The organism is Synechococcus sp. PCC 7502 (assembly GCF_000317085.1).
GTDB lineage: Bacteria > Cyanobacteriota > Cyanobacteriia > Pseudanabaenales > Pseudanabaenaceae > PCC-7502.
Window position 1 is genome coordinate 3461926 of record NC_019702.1, and the last position, 19800, is coordinate 3481725.

24 protein-coding genes are annotated in these 19800 nt (G+C 40.2%); 16 read left to right on the plus strand and 8 right to left on the minus strand.

Features of this window, described 5'->3' with window-relative positions; genetic code table 11:
• Nucleotides 1–57: 57 nt before the first annotated feature.
• Nucleotides 58–3219 carry a type ISP restriction/modification enzyme gene (locus SYN7502_RS17325; protein ID WP_015170019.1) on the minus strand — a complete coding sequence of 1054 codons (3162 nt, stop codon included), beginning with the start codon at nucleotides 3217–3219 and terminating at the stop codon, nucleotides 58–60.
• 97 nt (nucleotides 3220–3316) lie between these two features.
• Between SYN7502_RS17325 and SYN7502_RS17330 the strand changes: the two genes are divergently transcribed.
• Together SYN7502_RS17330 and SYN7502_RS17335 are read left to right on the plus strand one after the other, a co-directional pair.
• Nucleotides 3317–3538: a hypothetical protein gene (locus tag SYN7502_RS17330; protein WP_015170020.1), complete on the plus strand. Its 222-nt coding sequence runs from the start codon at nucleotides 3317–3319 to the stop codon at nucleotides 3536–3538.
• Nucleotides 3528–3947, plus strand: coding sequence for a putative toxin-antitoxin system toxin component, PIN family (locus SYN7502_RS17335; protein ID WP_015170021.1), 420 nt, complete (start codon nucleotides 3528–3530; stop codon nucleotides 3945–3947). The genes SYN7502_RS17330 and SYN7502_RS17335 overlap by 11 nt, the downstream gene beginning before the upstream one ends.
• 273 nt (nucleotides 3948–4220) lie before the next feature.
• Here the strand turns inward: SYN7502_RS17335 and SYN7502_RS17340 are convergent, their stop codons facing one another.
• A complete protein-coding gene (locus SYN7502_RS17340; RefSeq protein WP_015170022.1) occupies nucleotides 4221–4688 on the minus strand; it encodes a hypothetical protein in 468 nt (155 codons plus the stop codon).
• 110 nt (nucleotides 4689–4798) lie between these two features.
• Between SYN7502_RS17340 and SYN7502_RS17345 the strand changes: the two genes are divergently transcribed.
• Together SYN7502_RS17345 and SYN7502_RS17350 are read left to right on the plus strand one after the other, a co-directional pair.
• Nucleotides 4799–5107 carry a pyruvate kinase gene (locus SYN7502_RS17345; RefSeq protein ID WP_041429621.1) on the plus strand — a complete coding sequence of 103 codons (309 nt, stop codon included), beginning with the start codon at nucleotides 4799–4801 and terminating at the stop codon, nucleotides 5105–5107.
• A 188-nt stretch (nucleotides 5108–5295) separates the two neighbouring features.
• Nucleotides 5296–6057, plus strand: a complete 762-nt coding sequence (locus tag SYN7502_RS17350; RefSeq protein ID WP_015170023.1) for a hypothetical protein — start codon at nucleotides 5296–5298, stop codon at nucleotides 6055–6057.
• Between the two features lie 414 nt (nucleotides 6058–6471).
• On the opposite strand, the gene fabF is transcribed toward SYN7502_RS17350, so the two are convergent.
• Both fabF and acpP read right to left on the minus strand, forming a co-directional pair.
• Nucleotides 6472–7728 (minus strand): beta-ketoacyl-ACP synthase II, encoded by a 1257-nt coding sequence (gene fabF / locus SYN7502_RS17355; RefSeq protein WP_015170024.1) that lies wholly within the window; start codon nucleotides 7726–7728, stop codon nucleotides 6472–6474.
• 13 nt (nucleotides 7729–7741) lie between these two features.
• On the minus strand, nucleotides 7742–7984 hold the full coding sequence (gene acpP, locus SYN7502_RS17360; RefSeq protein WP_015170025.1) for an acyl carrier protein: 243 nt from the start codon (nucleotides 7982–7984) through the stop codon (nucleotides 7742–7744).
• Nucleotides 7985–8133: 149 nt separating this feature from the next.
• Here acpP and rfaE2 point away from each other — a divergent pair, with 149 nt between their 5' ends.
• From rfaE2 to SYN7502_RS17380, 4 genes are all read left to right on the plus strand, one after another.
• The gene (rfaE2, locus tag SYN7502_RS17365) at nucleotides 8134–8607 is read left to right on the plus strand and encodes a D-glycero-beta-D-manno-heptose 1-phosphate adenylyltransferase (protein WP_015170026.1); all 474 of its coding nucleotides are present in this window, start codon (nucleotides 8134–8136) and stop codon (nucleotides 8605–8607) included.
• A gap of 155 nt (nucleotides 8608–8762) precedes the next feature.
• The gene (locus tag SYN7502_RS17370; protein WP_015170027.1) at nucleotides 8763–9278 is read left to right on the plus strand and encodes a fasciclin domain-containing protein; all 516 of its coding nucleotides are present in this window, start codon (nucleotides 8763–8765) and stop codon (nucleotides 9276–9278) included.
• A 24-nt stretch (nucleotides 9279–9302) separates the two neighbouring features.
• Nucleotides 9303–9800: a GNAT family N-acetyltransferase gene (locus SYN7502_RS17375; RefSeq protein WP_015170028.1), complete on the plus strand. Its 498-nt coding sequence runs from the start codon at nucleotides 9303–9305 to the stop codon at nucleotides 9798–9800.
• 46 nt (nucleotides 9801–9846) lie between these two features.
• On the plus strand, nucleotides 9847–10212 hold the full coding sequence (locus tag SYN7502_RS17380; protein WP_015170029.1) for a single-stranded DNA-binding protein: 366 nt from the start codon (nucleotides 9847–9849) through the stop codon (nucleotides 10210–10212).
• Between the two features lie 6 nt (nucleotides 10213–10218).
• Here SYN7502_RS17380 and SYN7502_RS17385 read toward each other — a convergent pair whose 3' ends face one another.
• A complete protein-coding gene (locus SYN7502_RS17385; RefSeq protein WP_015170030.1) occupies nucleotides 10219–10785 on the minus strand; it encodes an L-threonylcarbamoyladenylate synthase in 567 nt (188 codons plus the stop codon).
• A gap of 33 nt (nucleotides 10786–10818) precedes the next feature.
• The gene (gene rpaB, locus SYN7502_RS17390; protein WP_015170031.1) at nucleotides 10819–11547 is read right to left on the minus strand and encodes a response regulator transcription factor RpaB; all 729 of its coding nucleotides are present in this window, start codon (nucleotides 11545–11547) and stop codon (nucleotides 10819–10821) included.
• Between the two features lie 361 nt (nucleotides 11548–11908).
• Between rpaB and SYN7502_RS19995 the strand changes: the two genes are divergently transcribed.
• The 5 genes from SYN7502_RS19995 to SYN7502_RS17420 all read left to right on the plus strand — a co-directional run bounded on the left by SYN7502_RS19995 (nucleotide 11909) and on the right by SYN7502_RS17420 (nucleotide 15767).
• Nucleotides 11909–12073: a chlorophyll a/b-binding protein gene (locus SYN7502_RS19995; RefSeq protein WP_015170032.1), complete on the plus strand. Its 165-nt coding sequence runs from the start codon at nucleotides 11909–11911 to the stop codon at nucleotides 12071–12073.
• A gap of 49 nt (nucleotides 12074–12122) precedes the next feature.
• Nucleotides 12123–12578 carry a signal peptidase II gene (lspA, locus tag SYN7502_RS17400; RefSeq protein ID WP_015170033.1) on the plus strand — a complete coding sequence of 152 codons (456 nt, stop codon included), beginning with the start codon at nucleotides 12123–12125 and terminating at the stop codon, nucleotides 12576–12578.
• Nucleotides 12579–13017: 439 nt separating this feature from the next.
• Nucleotides 13018–13323, plus strand: coding sequence for an ATP-dependent Clp protease adapter ClpS (gene clpS / locus SYN7502_RS17410; protein ID WP_015170035.1), 306 nt, complete (start codon nucleotides 13018–13020; stop codon nucleotides 13321–13323).
• Between the two features lie 9 nt (nucleotides 13324–13332).
• Complete coding sequence (locus SYN7502_RS17415; protein ID WP_015170036.1) at nucleotides 13333–14793, plus strand: family 10 glycosylhydrolase; 1461 nt, start codon at nucleotides 13333–13335, stop codon at nucleotides 14791–14793.
• A 65-nt stretch (nucleotides 14794–14858) separates the two neighbouring features.
• Complete coding sequence (locus SYN7502_RS17420; RefSeq protein ID WP_246829012.1) at nucleotides 14859–15767, plus strand: glycosyltransferase family 2 protein; 909 nt, start codon at nucleotides 14859–14861, stop codon at nucleotides 15765–15767.
• Between the two features lie 176 nt (nucleotides 15768–15943).
• Here SYN7502_RS17420 and ykgO read toward each other — a convergent pair whose 3' ends face one another.
• Together ykgO and ruvC are read right to left on the minus strand one after the other, a co-directional pair.
• Nucleotides 15944–16069, minus strand: a complete 126-nt coding sequence (gene ykgO / locus SYN7502_RS19200; RefSeq protein WP_015170038.1) for a type B 50S ribosomal protein L36 — start codon at nucleotides 16067–16069, stop codon at nucleotides 15944–15946.
• A 52-nt stretch (nucleotides 16070–16121) separates the two neighbouring features.
• A complete protein-coding gene (gene ruvC, locus SYN7502_RS17425; protein WP_015170039.1) occupies nucleotides 16122–16595 on the minus strand; it encodes a crossover junction endodeoxyribonuclease RuvC in 474 nt (157 codons plus the stop codon).
• Between the two features lie 257 nt (nucleotides 16596–16852).
• Here ruvC and SYN7502_RS17430 point away from each other — a divergent pair, with 257 nt between their 5' ends.
• The 3 genes from SYN7502_RS17430 to cax all read left to right on the plus strand — a co-directional run bounded on the left by SYN7502_RS17430 (nucleotide 16853) and on the right by cax (nucleotide 19795).
• A complete protein-coding gene (locus SYN7502_RS17430; RefSeq protein ID WP_015170040.1) occupies nucleotides 16853–17458 on the plus strand; it encodes a DUF3318 domain-containing protein in 606 nt (201 codons plus the stop codon).
• 139 nt (nucleotides 17459–17597) lie between these two features.
• On the plus strand, nucleotides 17598–18689 hold the full coding sequence (locus tag SYN7502_RS17435) for a hypothetical protein (protein ID WP_015170041.1): 1092 nt from the start codon (nucleotides 17598–17600) through the stop codon (nucleotides 18687–18689).
• 26 nt (nucleotides 18690–18715) lie between these two features.
• A complete protein-coding gene (gene cax / locus SYN7502_RS17440) occupies nucleotides 18716–19795 on the plus strand; it encodes a calcium/proton exchanger (RefSeq protein ID WP_015170042.1) in 1080 nt (359 codons plus the stop codon).
• The last annotated feature ends 5 nt before the right edge of the window (nucleotides 19796–19800 follow it).

Below are 19800 nucleotides of genomic sequence, written 5' to 3' on the forward strand. Positions count from 1 at the left end.
TCACTCAACAACTTGCGCTGAAATCTTTGCTTTGCCTCTGCTTGGGGATTTTAATATCTATCCTAATGGGAAACCGCCGTAGCTTTCAATTATTTGGTCAATGCGATCCATCTTTTCTATGGTTTCGCCAAGAATGGAAATGATATTTTGATAATGGGATAAGTCATCGTAGGTTAATTCTCGATTCTTTCTGTCCTTCAGCCATTTCTGACAGACTTGATAGCCACCGATATAAAAGTTCCAGATTGCTGTAGGTACAGGCTCAAAGTATTGAACTTTATTGATATAAACTCTTTGATTAGTTTCGTCATATTTTACTTGCTCAACTATGTTCGATCCAGAAATGGGATAACTACAAATCTCACTTCCTGTCTCTTTCATTAAATGTAGTTGGACTAATCTCTCTCCTAAATTTGCTAGTTCCCAAAACAGTTTGACATCAGAAGTCAAGGGCACACGGGGAAAGTCTATTTTTAGAAATTCGGCATAACGAGATCGATATTGTGGGGAATGAAAAACGGCATAGATGTAGTTAAAAATATCTTCTGGTGCAAAGGTTTTAATTTGATCGCCTTTTCCATCAGTCAAGAATTGTAGGTTTAGTTTTTGCGAAAATTCAGTAATAAATTCTGGAGCTAAATTAGGACTGCGTGTAGTATATTCTGATTCCTGAAGGATGGTATCGGTGGGATAAAGATAGAGAGGGAAGTTATGATTAGATTCCTTAGTGATATTAGAAATTAGGCAGTCATTAGGAACTAAATCAGTAACAAAGACGTGCTTATAGTCATTTGTAGATATTTGACGAGAACAAATAAGACATAGATTATCTTTTCTAAATAGATGTTTCCTAAGTTCGGGTCTTATTCTATCCATAACATATTCAGAATAGAACATGAAACGATTATCAAGTGGTCGGTAAGAACACAAATCAATAAACTTTTCTAAATCCTGATTCTGTAATGCTGTAGCTGCAATTCCTATATTGAAATTTTTAAGATCATATTTATCTAAAAAAGAATAGTCCAATTTTTTGAAGCTTACTAATTCGTTAATTCTATCGGCGATGATATTTTTTTGTAAATCTATTGCAAAGTGATCCCTATGAGTTTTGAAACCATAAACATGATTCGGCATTATGTCAGTAATTTTCCAGAACTTCTGATATTCATCGGATATGTATCCATTTTGATCCTTAAATATATAGAAAGGAATAGATGGTTTTATGGTTTGCCACTGAGTCGAACTAATATCATTTTCTGCAAGCCAGTGATATTTACCGCCTACTAACTGCTTATTATCATAAACTTCTCTCGCTCCCCATAAATCGGCATGATAAACCGTTGCTACATCTTGCTGGCTATTTTGATACTTAATGAAAATTCCGATCGCTACGCCCTGCTGAATATCGAATACATTTTTATCAGGTGAACCATCAGGGCAGACCTCCTTTTTCTTGCTGTTTCCATGCAAATCTAAAACATAAATTTCATCAAAGGTTTTCATTAAGCTCTGACGCATTCCCCGAAAAGTTGGATTATCCAAATAGCCATGATTTGTAATCAAAGCCATCACACCATAGCCTGTTTCAGAAATTCGATGTTGAGCAAAACGGATAAACTTCACATAATCATCTAATAAGCCTTTAGGGTTTCTTTCGCCTAATGGTTTGCCGTCCACTTGATAATAATCTTTAACCAAACTCACAATCCAAGGATCAGTATTCATCGACTGATAAGAATAGGGCGGATTGCCTAGAATTACCATTACAGGAGTGTCTTGCTTCACATCTCTTGCTGCTTCGGCTTCATCCCTAATCCGATTCATAAACCCATCTGCCGCAGGAATTTGAAAAGCTTCTTGCAACGTATTCGTCAAGTAAATTCGTAATCGTTCTTCCGAGCTAAAATCATAGCCCAACTGCTGCAACTGCAAACCCAGCTTCATGTGTGCCACCGTGTAAGGAGCCATTAGCAACTCAAATCCAAACAAACGGGGTAGTAAATGTTGACTCACATAGCCCGACCACATTCCCTTTTGATTTTTGAAACTCTCATAAATATGGTCAATTACCGCATACATAAAAGTTCCTGTTCCCACCGCAGGATCGAGAATTAAAACCTGATGAGTTTCTATTGTTCCTTCACCTTTAGGAATAGAAATCTTTTTAGCATCAGCCAAACCCTTAGCAATCTTAAATTTGTGTTTGAGAACATAATCCACACTCCGCACAATATAGGAAACCACTGGCTCTGGCGTGTAATAAACTCCCCTAGACTCACGCATTTTGGCATCATATTCAGCTAAAAACGTCTCATAAAAATGTACCACTGGATCTGATTGACGAGTGCGCTTGCCAAAATCCTTTAGAATCTCTGCCATATCTGTTTGCTTCAGAATATTTGCTAAAGTATCCACCGCCCATGCAATTCTTTCATCTAAATCTATGCCTGCAATTTGCGAAAAGATACTGCGTAAAAATGGATTTGTTTTAGGTAGATCGTAGGCTGCTGTTTTGCGAGAGAACTCACTCGGACTATCCGTACTACATCTTGCCGCAAATAAACCATAGGCGATCGTCTGAGCATACATATCCGCAAATTGTTCACTTGTTAAATCTCGAATTAGCACCTTTTGAAAAGATTCAAACTGTTGGCGGAGCATTCCCCCTTGATCTTCAGAATTTAATGCAGCTTTAATTGCATCTCGAATTAATTGAGCTAATGCTGCCATCCGCTTTGCTAAAACCTTTGGCGTATTAACTTGAATAGCTTTGGTTAATAAAAATTGCTCTAAAAGTTGCTCAACCTCCAGTATTCCTGAGCGATCGGCGACTAACTTCTTCTTTTTATCAATAGTTGCTAAACAAGCCGTTAATCTATGCTCTCCATCCACATACCACCGAAACTCTAAATGATCGGTAACAATTAAATTATTCAAGGCATGGAAATATCTATTTAACTGCTCCGTTGCCACAACCTTACTTAGAGAAATTCCAATATCTTTCGCTTCGATATGTCCAATTTCTAGTTCATTTTGCTTAATCAAAAAATCTGGCGCACCGCAAGCAATCCGTTTCGGTTCATTAATTGCTCGAATATTCCCCGCCAATGATTCTATTAATTTCTGTAAGGCAGGGCGATAGCTGTGTTCTGTTGCCTGATGAGTGTTATAGATTTGCTCTACTTCTTGCCAATATGCCTGTAAAGATTGATGCACTCAGCTAACTCCGTACTTGTGTTTCAATGCCTATAATATTAGCTATTAAGTTTCAGACATACAATGACTCTAATACTTTAATATCTTGTGAATTTCTATGCTAAAACCAATCACCTTAGAAGTTGATGAAGCGATCGCAGACAATTTCAATAATGCCACCATTGAACACCGACACAAGATTCAGGCGATCGTTAGTAGTTTGCTCTACTATGTAAATCAACCCGATTCTTTAGAGAACATAGTAAAAGAAATTCGTCAAGAAGCCTTTGCCAATGGACTGACTTCAGAAATTCTTCAGGCACTACTTAATGATGAGTAAATTGCGAGTAATCTTGGATACAAATGTGCTTATCAGTGGATTACTGAGTCGTTCTTCTATTCCACAACAGGTCTTTGATTATGTAATTAGTAGTGCGATTTTGCTCATGTCTGAACCGACAAATGCTGAATTAGAGAGAGTCTTAGCCAAGCCCAAATTTGATAAATATATCTCTTTAGAGAGGCGAATAAAATTCTTTGCGTCTATTACTAATCGCGCAGAGCTAGTAGCGATCGATTCTAGTATTGATATTTGTCGAGATCCAAATGACAATAAGTTTCTCGATCTGGCGATCTCAGGTAAATCAGACTACATCATAACTGGAGATAACGATCTGCTAGTACTTCATCCATTCAGAGAAGTTTCAATTCTTTCACCGCAAGATTACTTGAGTTTGATCCATGCCTAAAGGCTCCAAGAAACTCCCGCAACCTTTTGAAGCTCAGATTTGACTTAATTTACGGCAAAGTCGAGCTTGCACTGGCTCACACTTGACTCTTTTTACTCAAAAGTTGACCTTACCCAAGCTGAAACTTGACCTAATTTAGTACAAAATCCAACTTGATGAGGCACAAACTTGACTCTTTTAAGCTCAAACTTGAATGAATTTAGCTCAAAGTTGATCTTGATCAAGTCCAAACTTGACTCTCAAAAGCTCAAACCTGACCATCAGAGGATTAATTTACACCTTTGGCAGTTCTTCCGCTTTCTTCGACTTACGGGCAAACCTGCGCCCAATGTCATCAACCACCCCGTCCAGTCCAGCCCCCAACCCCGAATCCTTCGCATATCTGTAAACCACCAAAGCCGCCGCATAAGCCTCACTGCCCACCACCATCACCGTATCATCGATCAACTCTTGCAATTGATTCACTGCTTGCAGCATCGGATAAAGATCGTTAAGTAGTTGCACATCCTTTCGCATCTCTTCTACTTCAAAGGCACGGGGTAAAAATCCATCATTCTGATTTACCAGTTCCATCGTTTTCTGCACAAATGTCCGACTTTTATCACCCATTTTCAGCATGGTCTTACGCTCTTCGGCGGGAATATCAATTAAGAACGGTAACTTGGCTTTAATTGTGGCTAATGCTGCCATTACCGCATCTTTATCCGCTTGAGAGAGATTAGCACTTACACGGTTTTCCATGATTTTTGTTGTTTTTGTAGATCTAAACGGGATTATTTTAACATTTGCCATTGCTTACAAACGGAAGCTGACAAGTTTGAGGGCTGCATCCTATTTTAGTTAACTTCGCTGTGCAAATTGGCTATCAGCGTTTAACCGAGATTCAAGAAGAGATTCTCTGGCTATGCGAAGCTGCTCATGTGCCAGTGATCTGGGCAACTCAAGTGTTAGAAAGTTTAGTCAAAAATGGCACTCCTTCCCGTGGAGAGATGACTGATGCGGCAATGGCAGAACGGGCTGAATGTGTGATGTTAAATAAAGGAGCTTTTGTGGGTAAAGCGATCGCTATTCTCAATGATGTGCTCACGCGCATGGAATCCCATCAATTAAAAAAACGCCCCAGTTGCGAGCACTCCATTCTTGGTAGTTGTTTGGGCTAGTCATTTTTTACTGAAAATACCATTTCAAGATTTCCAGTTCAGAGTATATCAACTAATTGAAAACAAATCCGAAGCGGTATAGCCTTGTAAATTAATTTCAAAAATACGTTAACTTAGCTGCAACTGGGAGTAATAGAGCACCTCTGGATATAAAATCTATAGTAGGGTTAAATTTTTCAGGAGTTATCATGTTTTTTGAAAAACTCAAGAATTCAACTGCGAAGAATCACATTCTTGTCTTCATTATTTTGAGTGGTTTTTATTTTGGGATAATTCCCACTTTAAGCTGTCTAGCCGAAATTGGATTAGAAATTAAGCCCGATCAAATACCCAATCACGGTAAAAACATAAAAGACTTTGTTCCACAAGGATGGATATTAAGCGATAGTGTCCAAGGAGAATTGAATCCTGATGGAGTCAAAGGGGCAGTTTTGATGTTGATTGAAATTGGTGCGCCTAAATCTCCAGAATCAAGACCAATAATAGTTGTGCTTAAGAAACAAATAGATGGCAAGTGGCAAAAGATTGCAATTGCAAATAGGATTCTACTATGTCATTTGTGCGGTGGAATGTTTTTTCAGCCGCCCAAGAAAACAATTCCAGTTAAGCTTGAAAAGGGAGTTATTATCATCGATCAAATAAGTGGTTCACGAGGAGTATTTCAGTCTTTACATCGCTTTTGGTTTGACCAAAAATTGAATCAAGTAGTTTTAATTGGTGAGGATATTCAAATTCGCGATCGTGCTACTGGAGATAGTAATAAACAAAGCATTAATTACTTGACAGGAGAGAAAATTACTGAAAAATATCGTAATAATCGCAAACTGGGAGCTACAGGAGTTCTCGAAACCAAAATGTATTCAGTTCCAAGAAGCATTCAACCAATAGAGTCGATAGACATCAACAAGGTTCAAAAAGAATTTTTCAACACAACAGAGTTGATTAATTAAATATTTATGCTATCCCATTGATGTTAATCGTTCAAAATCTTTTTGCCAATCGCTTCTCCAGAAATATCAAGTTCATATCAATCGGCACACCCGTTGCTAGTTCTAGGGCTGTTACTTCCTCTGGAAAGTTCTTCTACTTCTAATGGTTTGACATCAGAGGCACAATAAGCTGATCGCAAGTCGGTAGCAGGATGAAATTGCATAACTAACTAGACCAAATTATTAGTTGTATTCTAGCAAGCGATCGCTATTCTCGATGATGTGCTCACGCGCATGGAATCCCATCAATTAAAAAAACGCCCCAGTTGCGAGCACTACATTCATGGTAATTCTCTTAACTGAGTACTGGTTTAACTGAGTACTGGTTTCACTCTTGCCGTAGATTATTTGTAGTTCTGTTTTCTAGATTTGATATTACTCGATAAATTTTTTAAATACTAAGCTGACGTTATGTCCACCAAAGCCAAAGGAATTAGATAACACCACATTAATAGGCATAGGTCTTGCCACATTGGGAATATAGTCTAAATCACAGTCGGGATCAGGATTAGCTAAATTAATGGTTGGTGGAGCGCAGTCACGATTTACGGCTAAAACTGCTGCCACTGCCTCAATACCGCCTGAACCTCCTAGCAAATGTCCAGTCATGGATTTAGTGGAGCTAATTGCCACTTTACGAGCATGATCACCGAAGGTAGTCTTGATTGCTGCGGTTTCACTGGGGTCATTAACGGGAGTACTAGTGCCGTGAGCATTGATGTAATCTACAGCATCGGGAGTAACACCTGCATCTTTTAGTGCCAAGGACATAGCTCTAGCTGCGCCTTCGCCACCGGGGGCAATTCCCGTCATGTGGTAAGCATCGCAGGTAGCACCATAGCCGATGATTTCTCCGTAGATTTTGGCACCACGGGCGATCGCCTGCTCCAGATTCTCTAATACTAAAATGCCTGCACCTTCACCCATGACAAACCCATCTCGATCAACATCAAAGGGACGGGAAGCATGGGTTGGATCATCATTGCGTAGAGATAAGGCACGGGCAGAGGCAAAACCCGCATAGCTTAAGGGCGTAATGGCAGCTTCGGTACCACCACAGATCATGGCTTTAAGGTAACCCCGTTGAATTAACCGAAAAGCATCGCCAATGGCATTAGACCCTGCGGCACAGGCAGTGACCGTACAGCAGTTGAAACCTTTGGCTCCTGTGTGAATTGCGGCTAAACCTGCTGCCATATTGCCAATCATCATCGGAATCATGAATGGACTACAGCGATCGGGTCCCTTGGTCATTAAAATCTCAGCTTGATCCTCTAAAACCTGTAAACCACCGATTCCACTACCGATAATTACCCCAACCTGAGTATCGTTAAGCGGTGTGATCTCTAACTTGGCATCGGCGATCGCCTGTAAGCTTGCAGCTACTCCAAACTGAGAAAAGCGATCCATACGTTTTGCTTCTTTGCGCTCAAAGTAGTCATGGGGATCAAAACCCTTAACCTCTCCCCCAATCTGGCAAGCATGTTTAGAGGTGTCAAAGCGGGTCACACGACCAATACCGTTTTTAGCATTAATTAGTCCTTGCCAATAATCTTCAAGGGTATTACCAATAGGCGTAATTGCACCCATACCAGTTACAACTACACGAGAAAGGGGTTGAGAGTTTTCCATAGTCTTCAGGTCGTTAGGCGGCGGCTTGTTTCTGCTCTATATAATCAACGGCTTCTTGCACAGTTTTGATACTATCGGCATCCTCATCGGGAATCTCGACTTCAAATTCTTCTTCTAGTGCCATTACCACTTCTACTAAATCTAAAGAGTCGGCTCCTAGATCATTTTGAAAGCTGGCTTCAGGTTTGACTTCTGCTACTTCTACGCCCAGTTGTTCGGCAACTATGGATTGAACTTTTGCTAGAGTGTCGCTCATTTAATTATCTCTACTTACAATAAAAAAAACATGGAAATTTTTTGCGTTACTAATTGTAGCTAATAAGGTGTATCGTAGTTTGCGAAATCCTAGATTGATCATTTGAATGTGCCAGTTTTTAAGCTGGATGAGACTGCAAAAATTGGACTATGGCAAAAATTATTTTTGAACTTGCAGAATTTGTGGAGCTATTAAGGCGATCTCCTGAAGCTTGGAGACCCTTAGTATTTACCAATGGTTGTTTTGATTTGATTCATGTGGGGCATGTGCGTTACCTAGAAAGTGCTAAGGCATTAGGAAAAACCTTGGTGGTGGGCTTAAATAGCGATCGCTCTGTCCAAGAACTCAAAGGATTAAGCCGTCCGATTATTCCCGAAGACCAGCGTGCAGAAGTGATGGCAGCGTTAAAACCCGTGGATGCCGTAATTATTTTTCCTGAACCTACAGCAATTAAAACCATCGAGGCGATCGCTCCCGATATCTATGCCAAAGGCGGTGACTATACTGTGGAAACCTTACCCGAAGCTCCAACTGTGAATGGCTATGGCGGCAAAATTAGCTTAATTCAAATTGAAGTACCTAGCTCTACTACTAAAATTGTGCAAAGGATCAAGTCGCTATAAAGAGATTTATTTAGTTTTCAAAACATAACCATAAATGTAATCACAGCTTAACCAGATATTAATTTCCTTCCCTAAAAGGGTGGGATAAGCTATGTCTAGCGGGACGATTAATCGCCAGTGCTATTTGTAATGTGAGAAAACCAATTTTTAATTCTATGCTCAAAAAATTATTGATTGCCAGTGTGATTAGCTTAGGATTAATCCAATCTTTTGGTGAATTGCCTAGCTCTGCCGCTAAAAAATCTAAAACCGTAAAGCAGGATTCCGTATTTGAGATTGCCCAAGCCAATGGCGCTTTCCGCACATTTACTAACGGTCTGGTCTCCACGGGTTTGTCAGGCTCACTGTATGGGAAGCAGTCATTTACAATATTTGCCCCAACTGATGCAGCTTTTCAAGCCCTGCCCAGGGAAACCACCGAGATGCTGTTTAAGCCAGAGAATAAAGAAAAATTAATGAAAGTCTTGTCCTATCATCTGGTGTCAGGGAAACTAACTGCTAAGAAACTCAAACCCGGCTATGTCAAAACTGTTGAGGGTTCTGGTGTCTTGGTTGCTGTTAAAAATGGGCAAGTAATGATCAATAATGCTGCTGTTACCCAGACTAATATTAAGGCTAGAAACGGTTATATTCATGTTATTGATCGGGTGATTCTACCCCCAGATTTGTAACTAGATTTAGAAATTCATAACTCCATGTCATTAACTAACGATTTCGTACTGCGATCGCCTACCTCAAAAGATGTTTCTGCTATATTTAACTTAATCCAAGCCCTAGCAGAATATGAGCAACTGAGTCATACTGTTACGGGAACAGTCGAAGCATTAGAACTAGATTTATTTGGCGATCGCCCAGTGATTGAAGCGGTAGTAGCAGAGATTGATGCTCAGATTGTTGGCTTTGCCCTATTTTTTCGCAACTATTCCACGTTTCTCACTAAGTCTGGAATTTATTTGGAAGATATTTTTGTTCTACCCGCATATCGTGGTGCAGGAATTGGTAAGGCGTTAATTAAGTATTTGGCAAGTTTAACAGTAAGTCGGGGCTATGGACGCTTAGAATGGTCAGTCTTAGATTGGAATCAACCAGCGATTAGTTTTTATGAGGCGATCGGCGCAAAGGTTTTGCCAGACTGGCGCATTTGTCGACTCACGGGTGAAGATTTGATCAAATTGGGAACTAGTTCAGGCTAAAATCTTGAACATCTGGCATTTTAAGCTTACATAGGAAATAAAAACCATGAGCATTAACAGAGTTAACCTAGTCGGTCGCGCGGGCAGAGACCCTGAAGTTAAAAATTTCGATTCAGGCAAGCAGGTATGTAACTTTACATTGGCAGTAAATCGCCGCACTAGCAATAAAGACGAGCCACCCGATTGGTTTGACTTGGAACTATGGGATAAAACGGCAGATGTGGCAGGCAGATATGTCAGAAAGGGCAGCCTAATTGGGGTTACAGGTTCCTTAGTATTCGATCGCTGGAAGGATAAAACCACTGGGGAAGATAGAACGAAGCCTGTAATTCGTGTTGATCAGTTGGAGTTACTGGGTTCTAAGCAAGATAATCAGCCTTCCTCATCATCTTCCTATGATTCAGATTTTTAGCATCACCTAGATTTTAACCGCCCCTTGCCGTTTAACTATCCAACCCTGATCCGTCCATGCCAAGACTGTAGAAGGTTGACTATTTGTAATGACATTAGGGGTATCTAAAACCAGAACTTGGGGAAACTGTAGATATATTTCTTCCTTAGTAAGTAATGTCGGTGAGTTGCTGAGATTAGCACTGGTGGTTAATAGGGGTGTAGTTTGTCGCAGTAGGGCGATCGCGATCTTGTGATCGGGAATTCTAATGCCAATGCTCCTAAAACCAACGTTCAAGGGTGGATAATCAGGATTCTGGGGTAATACTAAGGTTAATGCCCCTGGTAGCCTAGACTGTGCTAGTTCTTGCCATATCGAGAAGTTAGGATTACTCACATCGACATAATCCCACAGTTCTTCTAGGGTAGCTGCCATTAAAATTAAAGGCTTATCGGGCGATCGCTGCTTCAGGGCAAAAATCGACTTGGCGTGATCTGGAACTACTGCTAGGGCAGGAACCGTATCTGTCGGAAAACTAATAACCTTCCCTGCTCTTGCTCCAGCTATCACAGAGGCGATCGCTACTAAAGCCATAGTTAATCACATAATTAATCAAAATAGAGAGTTTTAGCTTTCTTCAGATTCAGTAATGCGCTGAAATAAGTAGCCAGTGCCTCTAGCCGTCAAAATTAGTTCTGGGTTACTGGGGTCTTCTTCTAGCTTTGCCCGTAATCGAGAAATATGCACATCAACCACACGGGTATCCACATGACGCTCAGGGGTATAGCCCCATACTTCTTGTAGAATATCAGCACGGGAAAAAGCTTCCCCAGACTTACCAACTAAAAGCTCTAATAGGCTAAACTCCATACCTGTAAGCCGAATGCGCTCATCACCTTTATAGACTTGGCGTTTATTGGCATCAATTCTAATATTACTAATATGCATTACCCCAGAACTAGGAATGCCAGAGCTACCATTGCGATCAACTCGGCGCAGCACAGACCGAATCCGAGCTTCTAATTCCTTAGGAGAAAAGGGCTTAACCACATAATCATCGGCACCAAGTTCTAACCCTGTGATCCGATCAGCAACGTCACTGAGTGCGGTCAACATAATGATCGGGACATCAGATTCTTTGCGTAATTCTTGGCAGACCCCATAGCCATCAAGCTTAGGCATCATTACATCTAACACGACTAAATCTGGAATTTCATCACGGAACATAGCGATCGCCTCTTCACCATCTCCCGCCGTGACTACTTCATACCCGATCATAGAAAGTCTGGTTTCTAAGATACGACGAATACTTGCCTCGTCATCTACGACTAAAATTTTCTCTTTATGACTTTCCAAGTTACTTAAAACCTCGTAAATTCTGGTTGTGATTTATTGTATAAATTAATGATTAAAACTTAAACCTATTAATTACTTTAATCGTAATGTTAAGTTTAGCTCAGATATAAAAACTTAAATTAAGGCTTAAATACTTTTAATTAGTCTTTATAACCTTATATTAGTTAACTTACAAGAAATTTGCTATAAGAATTAAGAAACAAGGTTTTAGTTACAGAAATTTGCAAATCTTAAAGCTATGTAAGAATATAGTAATCATCCAGTTACAAGTTAACATTGCCGAAATGCTAAGGTTTATTGGCAAAATAAGGTTTAACTTACTGGCTAGATTAGTATCAAATTCAAGGAATAAACTACATATATGACTGAACCACTTCAATCCCCCCAAGCCACCGATCCTAGTTTTGGCTTTAATAGCTATGCTGAACGCTTAAATGGTCGAGCCGCAATGATTGGCTTCCTTACGGTATTAGTGATTGAGTTTGCTACGGGTAAAGGGGTGCTGGCTTGGCTAGGTTTACTTTAATTGCTCATTCATTTACTTACTTATACTTACTTATAAAGCTTAGGTGCGAATGCTGAGGAACCTATACTTTTGGATTTGCGCCCTGTCTTGGTTATGTATAGATCAACTGACTAAAACTGCGATCGCCCAAAACCCTAGTCTCCATGATTTAGCGATCTGGCAAGGTATATTGCATTTGCGCTACATTACTAACTCTGGCGCAGCTTTTAGTATCTTTAGTGGCGGTAGTGGCTGGCTCAAGTGGGTGTCATTGGTGGTGAGTTTTGGTTTAGGAGTTTTAGGTGTATTTGCCAAAAAATTAACTATATGGGAACAGTGCGGTTATGGCTGCATCCTTGGCGGGGCTTTAGGTAACGGGCTTGATCGCTTTATTAAGGGTGCAGTGGTTGACTTTTTAGACTTGAGGTTTATTAATTTCCCTGTATTTAACTTTGCCGACATTGCCATTAATGTGGGACTGGCGTTTCTATTGATTAATTTTATGCAAAGCTCCAAAAAATCCTGAACTTTAACCTATACAGTAGTTAGGGTAAGATACTGAGTATAAACATTACTGGGTTCTCTAGTAACGATGATCAGTAAATTTTGAGAGTATGGCGATCACTGAATTCAGTGGAACAGAAATATGACTTATGAAGAAATGCAGGCAGTAATAGCCCAGATGTTAGCAATAGAGAGGCAACTACAAGAGAGACAGTTACAGCACTCTGAAAACTTTGCACGAATAGAAGAGAGACAGGATAGAACGCAGTCACAACTAGAAACACTGGTAATGATAGTATCCAGATTTGTTGGCGCAACCAATACCAGATTGGACAAGCTAGAGGACAAGTAACCCTCTCTGGGACTACGCCCTGCATCCCTAAAACTGCGAAGACTATTTCTTTTGAAGTCCCTTAGGGTAAGATAACTGTATATAATCCGTACTGTCTTGCCTAGTAACGATGATCAGTGCAGCTACTCAATCCCCTGAAAAAATCAGAGAACGAGATTCTCAGGTAGTCCGTAAGCCCTATCCCAACTATAAAGTCATAGTCTTAAATGATGACTTCAATACCTTTGAGCATGTGTGTAAGTGTTTGGTTAAGTATATTCCAGACATGAGTGAACAAAGAGCCTGGGAACTAACTAATCAAGTGCATTTTGAGGGTATGGCGATCGTTTGGGTAGGTCCACAGGAGCAAGCGGAATTATATCATGCTCAACTGAAGCAGGAAAAACTGACCATGGCTCCCTTAGAATTGGCTTAACTATCCCTAATGTCTTTAACCTCTGTAAGTAGAAATTTTCAGTTAAAAGCTAATTTATTTTCCTTAGTTCCATCCTTAAATCAACGCAAATCTGCTAACTATTTAGTTAAAGTCTGTCTATGGTTTTGGTGCGCCAGCATAACCTCAGCACAGGCTTTACCTGTGGGTTCGATAAGTGTTTCTAGTTGTAATGTAGATGTCAACGAGAGCATACTCAAAAACAATTTACGCAAAACTAATGATCCGTCCTATCTATCCCTTGTGGCAAAACACAAAAATCAATTAGCTGTTTGTCGGAGCCAAGATGCAATTAAATCCCAAGCTCTGGTGCTGAGACTATACCCCAAGGATGCGAAGTCAGAGGTTTTAACAGATGTCCTAGATCGAGTTGTTAATCGTGGCTATAACGCCATATTTGTTGAAGTATTTTACGATGGGCAGATTTTATTACCTGTGGCTAGTAATCCTACGCCTTGGCAATCTGTCACTAAAGATGCGGTAAAAGCTGGAACTGTGACAGCAGATTATGATCTATGGGCAGAGGTGATTCGTCAGGGACATGAACGGGGATTAAAGGTCTATGGTTGGGCGATCGCTATGAACTATGGCTACAGTTACAGTCAATTTTCCGAACGGGCGCCGGGGAAAACTCTGTCTAATCCCTTAGAGCCAGAACATATACTTGTTGATCCTTTTAATGCTCAGGCAAAGTCCAATTTTGCTGGGGCGATCGCTAACTTAATCAAGCGTCAACCCGATGGCATTTTGTTTGATTATTTCCAGTACTCCAATAGTAAAAAACTAATTAATAACGTTAAAGACCTATGGATTTATGGAGAGGAATCACGCCAGTCTTTATTGGGGGCAATGCCCGATGCTGGAACTAAACAGTTAATGGCAAGTTATCTAGAAACAGGTAAAATTACCCCCGAAATGATTAAGCTTCTGCAAGTAACCCAGCAAAATACTTCAGGTATTGTTCAAACCCTCTCCTCAAGTCCAGTCTTGGTATCGCAATTAGTCGAGCAGATGCTGTGGCAGTTGGCGGTAAATCATGCCTATCAAGGTGTATTGGGTTTTATAAATGGGGCGATCGCTAGTATTAATAGCACTAACTCCCAAATTAATATTGGTGCCGTATTTGCGCCGAGTCGAGAAATTTATAATGCTCGGGTTAAGACTTGGGAGAGGTTTCCTGCTGCGATCACACGGTATCCGATGATATTTAACCAATGTGATAGTAAATGTATCGCCAACGAAGTCCTAAAAATAATCAATGCTTTGCCCGTTAACACTAAAGTCTGTCCAGTTTTAATGGGAACGTGGGGACAGCCTTGGCAGGGACATCCCAGCTTAGAAAGCCAAATGCAAGCAATTCGGTCTGTAGCCCCGCAAATTTCCTGTATTAGTCATTGGGACTATGCCGCATTGGAACCCGACTCTGATCGCGAGCGTCAAACTGGACTATAGTTAGGGTAAATAGGAAAAAGAGTAATCAAAGCATTTATACAAAGAAATAAGGTATTACATTTGCAATTATGTGGTCAGTAATTATTCCCACTTACAATCGCCTGCCGATTTTACAGAAATGTTTATTGGCGATGGAACATCAGGATTTTAATGGGGATTATGAGATTTTGGTAATTGATGATGGTTCTACGGACGATACGATCGCCTGGGTTCAAGCTAACCAAGAAATAAATCTACCCCATGTCAGGCTGTTACAACAAAATCATCAAGGAGCCGCCGCAGCCCGCAATTTGGGTATAGAGAAAGCCTTAGGGGAAATAGTTGTCTTTATTGATAGCGATTTGGTTGTCACTGAGCAGTTTTTATCTGCCCATGCTGAGGCTTTACAAAATCATCCCCGAGCTTTTACCTACGGTACCGTAATCAATACTGCCAATTTTGATGAACCCACCTCAACTAAATTCAAACTTACGGATATTTCCAATGCTTTTTTTGCTACAGGTAACGTAGCGATCGCCCGTCATTGGTTAATTGAAGCGGGAATGTTTGATTTGCAATTTAAGCAGTACGGCTGGGAGGACTTAGAACTGGGCGTAAGACTTAAAAATTTGGGCTTAAAACTCATTAAATGCCCACAGGCAATCGGCTATCACTGGCATCCAGCTTTTAACTTAGCTCAACTACCTCACCTAATCGATCAAGAACAGCAACGCGGCAGAATGGGTGTAATTTTCTACAAAAAGCATCCGACTTGGGAGGTAAAGATGATGATCCAAATGACTTGGATTCACCGTTTGCTGTGGGGAACCTTAACTTTGGGGGGGCTGATCAATGAGCGATCGCTCCAACCATTATTAAGCTGGTTAATCAATCAAGGCAAACCCCAACTAGCATTAGAAGTTGCTCGTATATTTTTGAATTGGTATAATGTACAAAGTGTCTATGCTGCTTACAATTTAGAACATCAAAGCTAGAAAATGGACAAATCAGAGGTTAGTTTCTGCGATTTTTATATTCTTTTACTCAAAGACAAAAGCTAAGAGGTTCTCTATTACAGACTACTTTCTCCTAGCTTCTTTTGTTTTTTTGGCATTGCGTTTTATATTAAATTATGCTTCTTTAAGCAGTCTTGGTTACTACTTTGCATAAATTAACCTTGGCGGGCTTTAAATTTAGGGTTGCTCTTGCAAATAACATAGACTTTGCCACGACGACGCACAATCTTACAGTCTTTATGGCGAGTTTTGGCGGATTTCAGAGAACTGAGAACTTTCATGGCTTTAGCAGTTTAATTTCAAATAGGCAAACGGTTTATAAGTTTATCATAGCTAATACTCAGAAAACAACCAACAGGTTAAAGCGATCGCCAAAGCATCACTAGCATCATCAGGTTTAATAGGTTTAGTTAATCCCAATTCCCGCATTACAGCCGTTTGAACTTCTGATTTATCAGCGCCACCATAGCCTGTCAGGGATTGCTTAATCTGCGGTGGTGAAAATTCCATAGGCGTAATATTATTTTCTGCCAAGGTCATTAAAATTACTCCCCTTGCCTGCGCCACGCTAATCAAGTTACCCATGCGATAAAAAAATAGTTTTTCCATACCGACAATTTCGGGTTGCCATTGCTGACAAAGGGTGTGCATATCCTCATGAATAGTTTTGAGGCGATCTCCCATCGGTGTATTTTTGGGTGTTTGAATTACTCCATACTCTAATAACTTAGGGGCAGTATCTTTTTCTACATCAATTAGCCCAAATCCCAATATGGCAATTCCCGGGTCTAGTCCTAAAATTCGCACAGATACACACTTGATAATTAAGCTAAAAATTTAACTAAAAACTAATCTTTACTTGATGCTAACCAAGAAATCATAAAGTAATGCCATATAGGGTAAATATGGAGAGACTTTCACTATAGTAGATTCTCCCAGATATTAAAAAAGGGGTAGTAAAGCTGCTACATAATTAATATCTTGATTCAAAGCAACACGCCAGTAAGATGCAAGTAGTTATGCAGGAATAAGATATATTCGTTACATAGTCCTACGCAAAATATATGACTCCCGCCCAAGAAATTAGTCGACTAGCTGACCTTCTCCCCGCATCTTGGCGGATGGCAACTAAAATTCGTAATCTGGATCAACCACAGGTAATTACTAGTACTCCACTTCTACCTTGGGCATCTGTAAGCGAAGTTACAATTAATTTTAAGCTGTGGTCTCAACTGTCACCTACCTGTCAAGACCTTTTATTAATTAGGGAAGTGGCATGGCGGCAACAGCAAAAATGGTTTACGGTCGGTACATATCAGTTGGTATCTCTTGGGGCAAGCATAGGATTAATAGCTCAGCTATGGCAGTCCGATCCTGTGGGTATAGTTGCTAGTGGGGGGTTATTAGCGATCGCCATTAGACAGCTTTGGCAAAAAAATCGTAGTAATGAAACTCAGGTGGAAGCCGATACTGAGGCAATCAAAGTGGCAATAAAACGGGGCTATGATCAAGCTACTGCTGCTAAAACTTTACTCGAGGCAATACAATCGGTGACTAAGCTAGAAGGACGTAATCCTCCCGAATTTATAGAGCTACTAAGATGTCAAAATCTACGGGCGATCGCTGGACTTACCAATGTTACGGTACCTGCTGAACTAAGAAGTTACTAAATGAAATCACTAAATATTGAAGATTTCTTGATTTTAGAGATTTATTTTTTTGATTTTGGAGATTTATATAGTTGACATCTGCACTTATTAGGTTAATATTCTGGGGATATTTAACAAAAGATCAGCGATCGTAAACTGTATGCCAACTTGGGAGTTCTTATTACAAAAAAAGGGTGATAAATCATGGCTACCTTTGGAGTCGCCTACCCTAGAAATTTTAGAAGGTGAATATCGCCTCGCGGCTAGGTGTGGGTTAGTTAATACTCCCATTGATATTGATATTGATTATTTATCTTATAAAGAAAATGATGAACAAGTTGATCAATCTTGGCAGCGTCACTTTACCCGCTTAGTTAATCGCCAAGGTTTGGTTTTAATCATGCCTTTTCTAACTTTTGGGGTCGGCTTTTGGCAAATTAAATGTCATTTCCGCCAATTTAACGAGTCCATAGTGAAATCACTCAAAATCGAAGTTTTAGAAGCAATCTCCTCTGATATAGACCTTGATTGGGAAGGGTTTGATACTGAATCTAATGTTATTCAAATCAAGTCACAGGATACTTCAGCTACTCCAGATCAAGAAGATGTCCTAATTGATCCGCTATTGGTACTAGAACTAGCCGAACTAGATTTACTCATGGCTGCCCCAATTCAAAATTTTGGTAAAACTCAACTACCAAATCAATTAATTAACCTAGCAGAAACTGAGTTTGCCGTTAAAGGCACAGCTACCATAGAAATTAGAGGCGAAGCTTATCTTTCTGGCAGTTTGGAAATTGTCCTTAAGCATAAACACACCTATATTTGCCGCCAACAATTCCTGCATAACACTTCTGATAGTGATTTCTTTAGCTATACCATTGAAATCCCAGAGTTATCAGAGCCGCAAATGTTGACTGGGGAGGTACGAATTTATACCCACCAAGCAACGCACGAAGGAATAGATGGGCAGAAATATTTAACTAGTCAAGCCATTCGGGTTAGCTACCAACCTCTAGTCGATCCGTTTCGGCAATTTCCGCTTCTGCCCTTTGAGAATTTACCTGCCCATGCTCCACGACGTAATATCAAATTCCCTGAGTTACCAGAATTTTTAACTCTAGGCAGAAAAAATAAAGCTAAAGCTATCCTTGGTAAGCCTAATTCACCATTACCCAACTGGGATGTAACTAGTGCTTTTAAAATCCCAAGTTATGCCGATAGTAATGATTTACGCTTTGAATTTGAATAATATTTGAGTAATAAATAATAACCCTAATGTCCATTAAAAAAATTATCTCCTTTGGATTTTTAGTGTTCTTACCAATTTCGGTTATGGCTGAATACCTGCATTGGGGGGCAATCGCTATTTTTGCAACCTGTTGTCTAGCGATCATTCCTTTAGCTAGTTGGTTAAGTACAGCCACCGAGGAAATTGCCGTGGTTTTAGGACCAACTCTAGGTGGGCTCATGAATGCGACCTTTGGTAATATCACGGAGTTAATAATTGGTTTAGTGGCATTAAATGCAGGCTTAGTAGAGGTAGTAAAAGCCAGTATTACGGGGTCAATTTTAGGTAACTTGTTGCTAGTTTTGGGATTAGCAATGTTTTTGGGCGGACTACGCTTTAAGGAACAGGAATTTCAGCCCATGCTTGCCCGTACTAATGCGTCGGTAATGAATTTAGCGGTTATTTCCCTGTTGATTCCAACGGCAGTTAATTTCACCTCGGCACGGATTCCTGAAAGTGAGATGCAGCAGCTATCGATCGCCATATCACTGGTCTTAATTTTAGTTTATGGGGCAACTTTGTTATTTTCCATGAAAACCCATTCCTATCTTTACGATGTCGGTGTCACTGAAATTGAAGGTGAAGGTGGGAATCCCGAAAAGGTTAATTTGTGGCTGTGGATCGCTGTTCTTTTGGTTTGCACAGTTCTAGTAGCGATCGAGTCGGAATTTCTTGTTTCCAGCCTAGAAGAAGCAACCGCTAGTTTAGGATTAACCGCTTTATTTACGGGGGTAATTGTCCTACCAATTGTGGGTAATGCGGCGGAACATACCACTGCCGTAACCGTTGCCTTGAAAAATAAGATGGATTTATCTGTATCTGTGTCTGTCGGTTCCAGTATGCAGATTGCTTTATTTGTAGCACCCGCTTTGGTTTTAGGTGGCTATTTTATGGGACAGCCCATGGACTTAAACTTCAACCCTTTTGAATTAGTGGCCGTAGCAGTATCGGTTTTAATTGTTAACTCCATTAGTTCCGATGGTCGATCTAATTGGCTAGAAGGTCTTTTATTGTTAGCAACCTATGTAATTTTAGGCATAGCTTTTTATGTTCATCCCATTACCTAGATGAT

What these genes read in the sequence shown, in the direction of transcription:
- SYN7502_RS17415 (WP_015170036.1), top strand. Translation starts at nt 13,333, where the DNA reads ATGTCTTTAACCTCTGTAAGTAGAAATTTTCAGTTAAAAGCTAATTTA.
- SYN7502_RS17350 (WP_015170023.1), top strand. Translation starts at nt 5,296, where the DNA reads ATGTTTTTTGAAAAACTCAAGAATTCAACTGCGAAGAATCACATTCTT.
- rfaE2 (WP_015170026.1), top strand. Translation starts at nt 8,134, where the DNA reads ATGGCAAAAATTATTTTTGAACTTGCAGAATTTGTGGAGCTATTAAGG.
- acpP (WP_015170025.1), bottom strand. Translation starts at nt 7,984, where the DNA reads ATGAGCGACACTCTAGCAAAAGTTCAATCCATAGTTGCCGAACAACTG.
- SYN7502_RS17370 (WP_015170027.1), top strand. Translation starts at nt 8,763, where the DNA reads ATGCTCAAAAAATTATTGATTGCCAGTGTGATTAGCTTAGGATTAATC.
- SYN7502_RS17435 (WP_015170041.1), top strand. Translation starts at nt 17,598, where the DNA reads ATGCCAACTTGGGAGTTCTTATTACAAAAAAAGGGTGATAAATCATGG.
- ykgO (WP_015170038.1), bottom strand. Translation starts at nt 16,069, where the DNA reads ATGAAAGTTCTCAGTTCTCTGAAATCCGCCAAAACTCGCCATAAAGAC.
- clpS (WP_015170035.1), top strand. Translation starts at nt 13,018, where the DNA reads ATGATCAGTGCAGCTACTCAATCCCCTGAAAAAATCAGAGAACGAGAT.
- SYN7502_RS17330 (WP_015170020.1), top strand. Translation starts at nt 3,317, where the DNA reads ATGCTAAAACCAATCACCTTAGAAGTTGATGAAGCGATCGCAGACAAT.
- fabF (WP_015170024.1), bottom strand. Translation starts at nt 7,728, where the DNA reads ATGGAAAACTCTCAACCCCTTTCTCGTGTAGTTGTAACTGGTATGGGT.
- SYN7502_RS17375 (WP_015170028.1), top strand. Translation starts at nt 9,303, where the DNA reads ATGTCATTAACTAACGATTTCGTACTGCGATCGCCTACCTCAAAAGAT.
- SYN7502_RS19995 (WP_015170032.1), top strand. Translation starts at nt 11,909, where the DNA reads ATGACTGAACCACTTCAATCCCCCCAAGCCACCGATCCTAGTTTTGGC.
- lspA (WP_015170033.1), top strand. Translation starts at nt 12,123, where the DNA reads ATGCTGAGGAACCTATACTTTTGGATTTGCGCCCTGTCTTGGTTATGT.
- SYN7502_RS17385 (WP_015170030.1), bottom strand. Translation starts at nt 10,785, where the DNA reads ATGGCTTTAGTAGCGATCGCCTCTGTGATAGCTGGAGCAAGAGCAGGG.
- SYN7502_RS17340 (WP_015170022.1), bottom strand. Translation starts at nt 4,688, where the DNA reads ATGGAAAACCGTGTAAGTGCTAATCTCTCTCAAGCGGATAAAGATGCG.
- SYN7502_RS17430 (WP_015170040.1), top strand. Translation starts at nt 16,853, where the DNA reads ATGACTCCCGCCCAAGAAATTAGTCGACTAGCTGACCTTCTCCCCGCA.
- cax (WP_015170042.1), top strand. Translation starts at nt 18,716, where the DNA reads ATGTCCATTAAAAAAATTATCTCCTTTGGATTTTTAGTGTTCTTACCA.
- SYN7502_RS17380 (WP_015170029.1), top strand. Translation starts at nt 9,847, where the DNA reads ATGAGCATTAACAGAGTTAACCTAGTCGGTCGCGCGGGCAGAGACCCT.
- SYN7502_RS17335 (WP_015170021.1), top strand. Translation starts at nt 3,528, where the DNA reads ATGATGAGTAAATTGCGAGTAATCTTGGATACAAATGTGCTTATCAGT.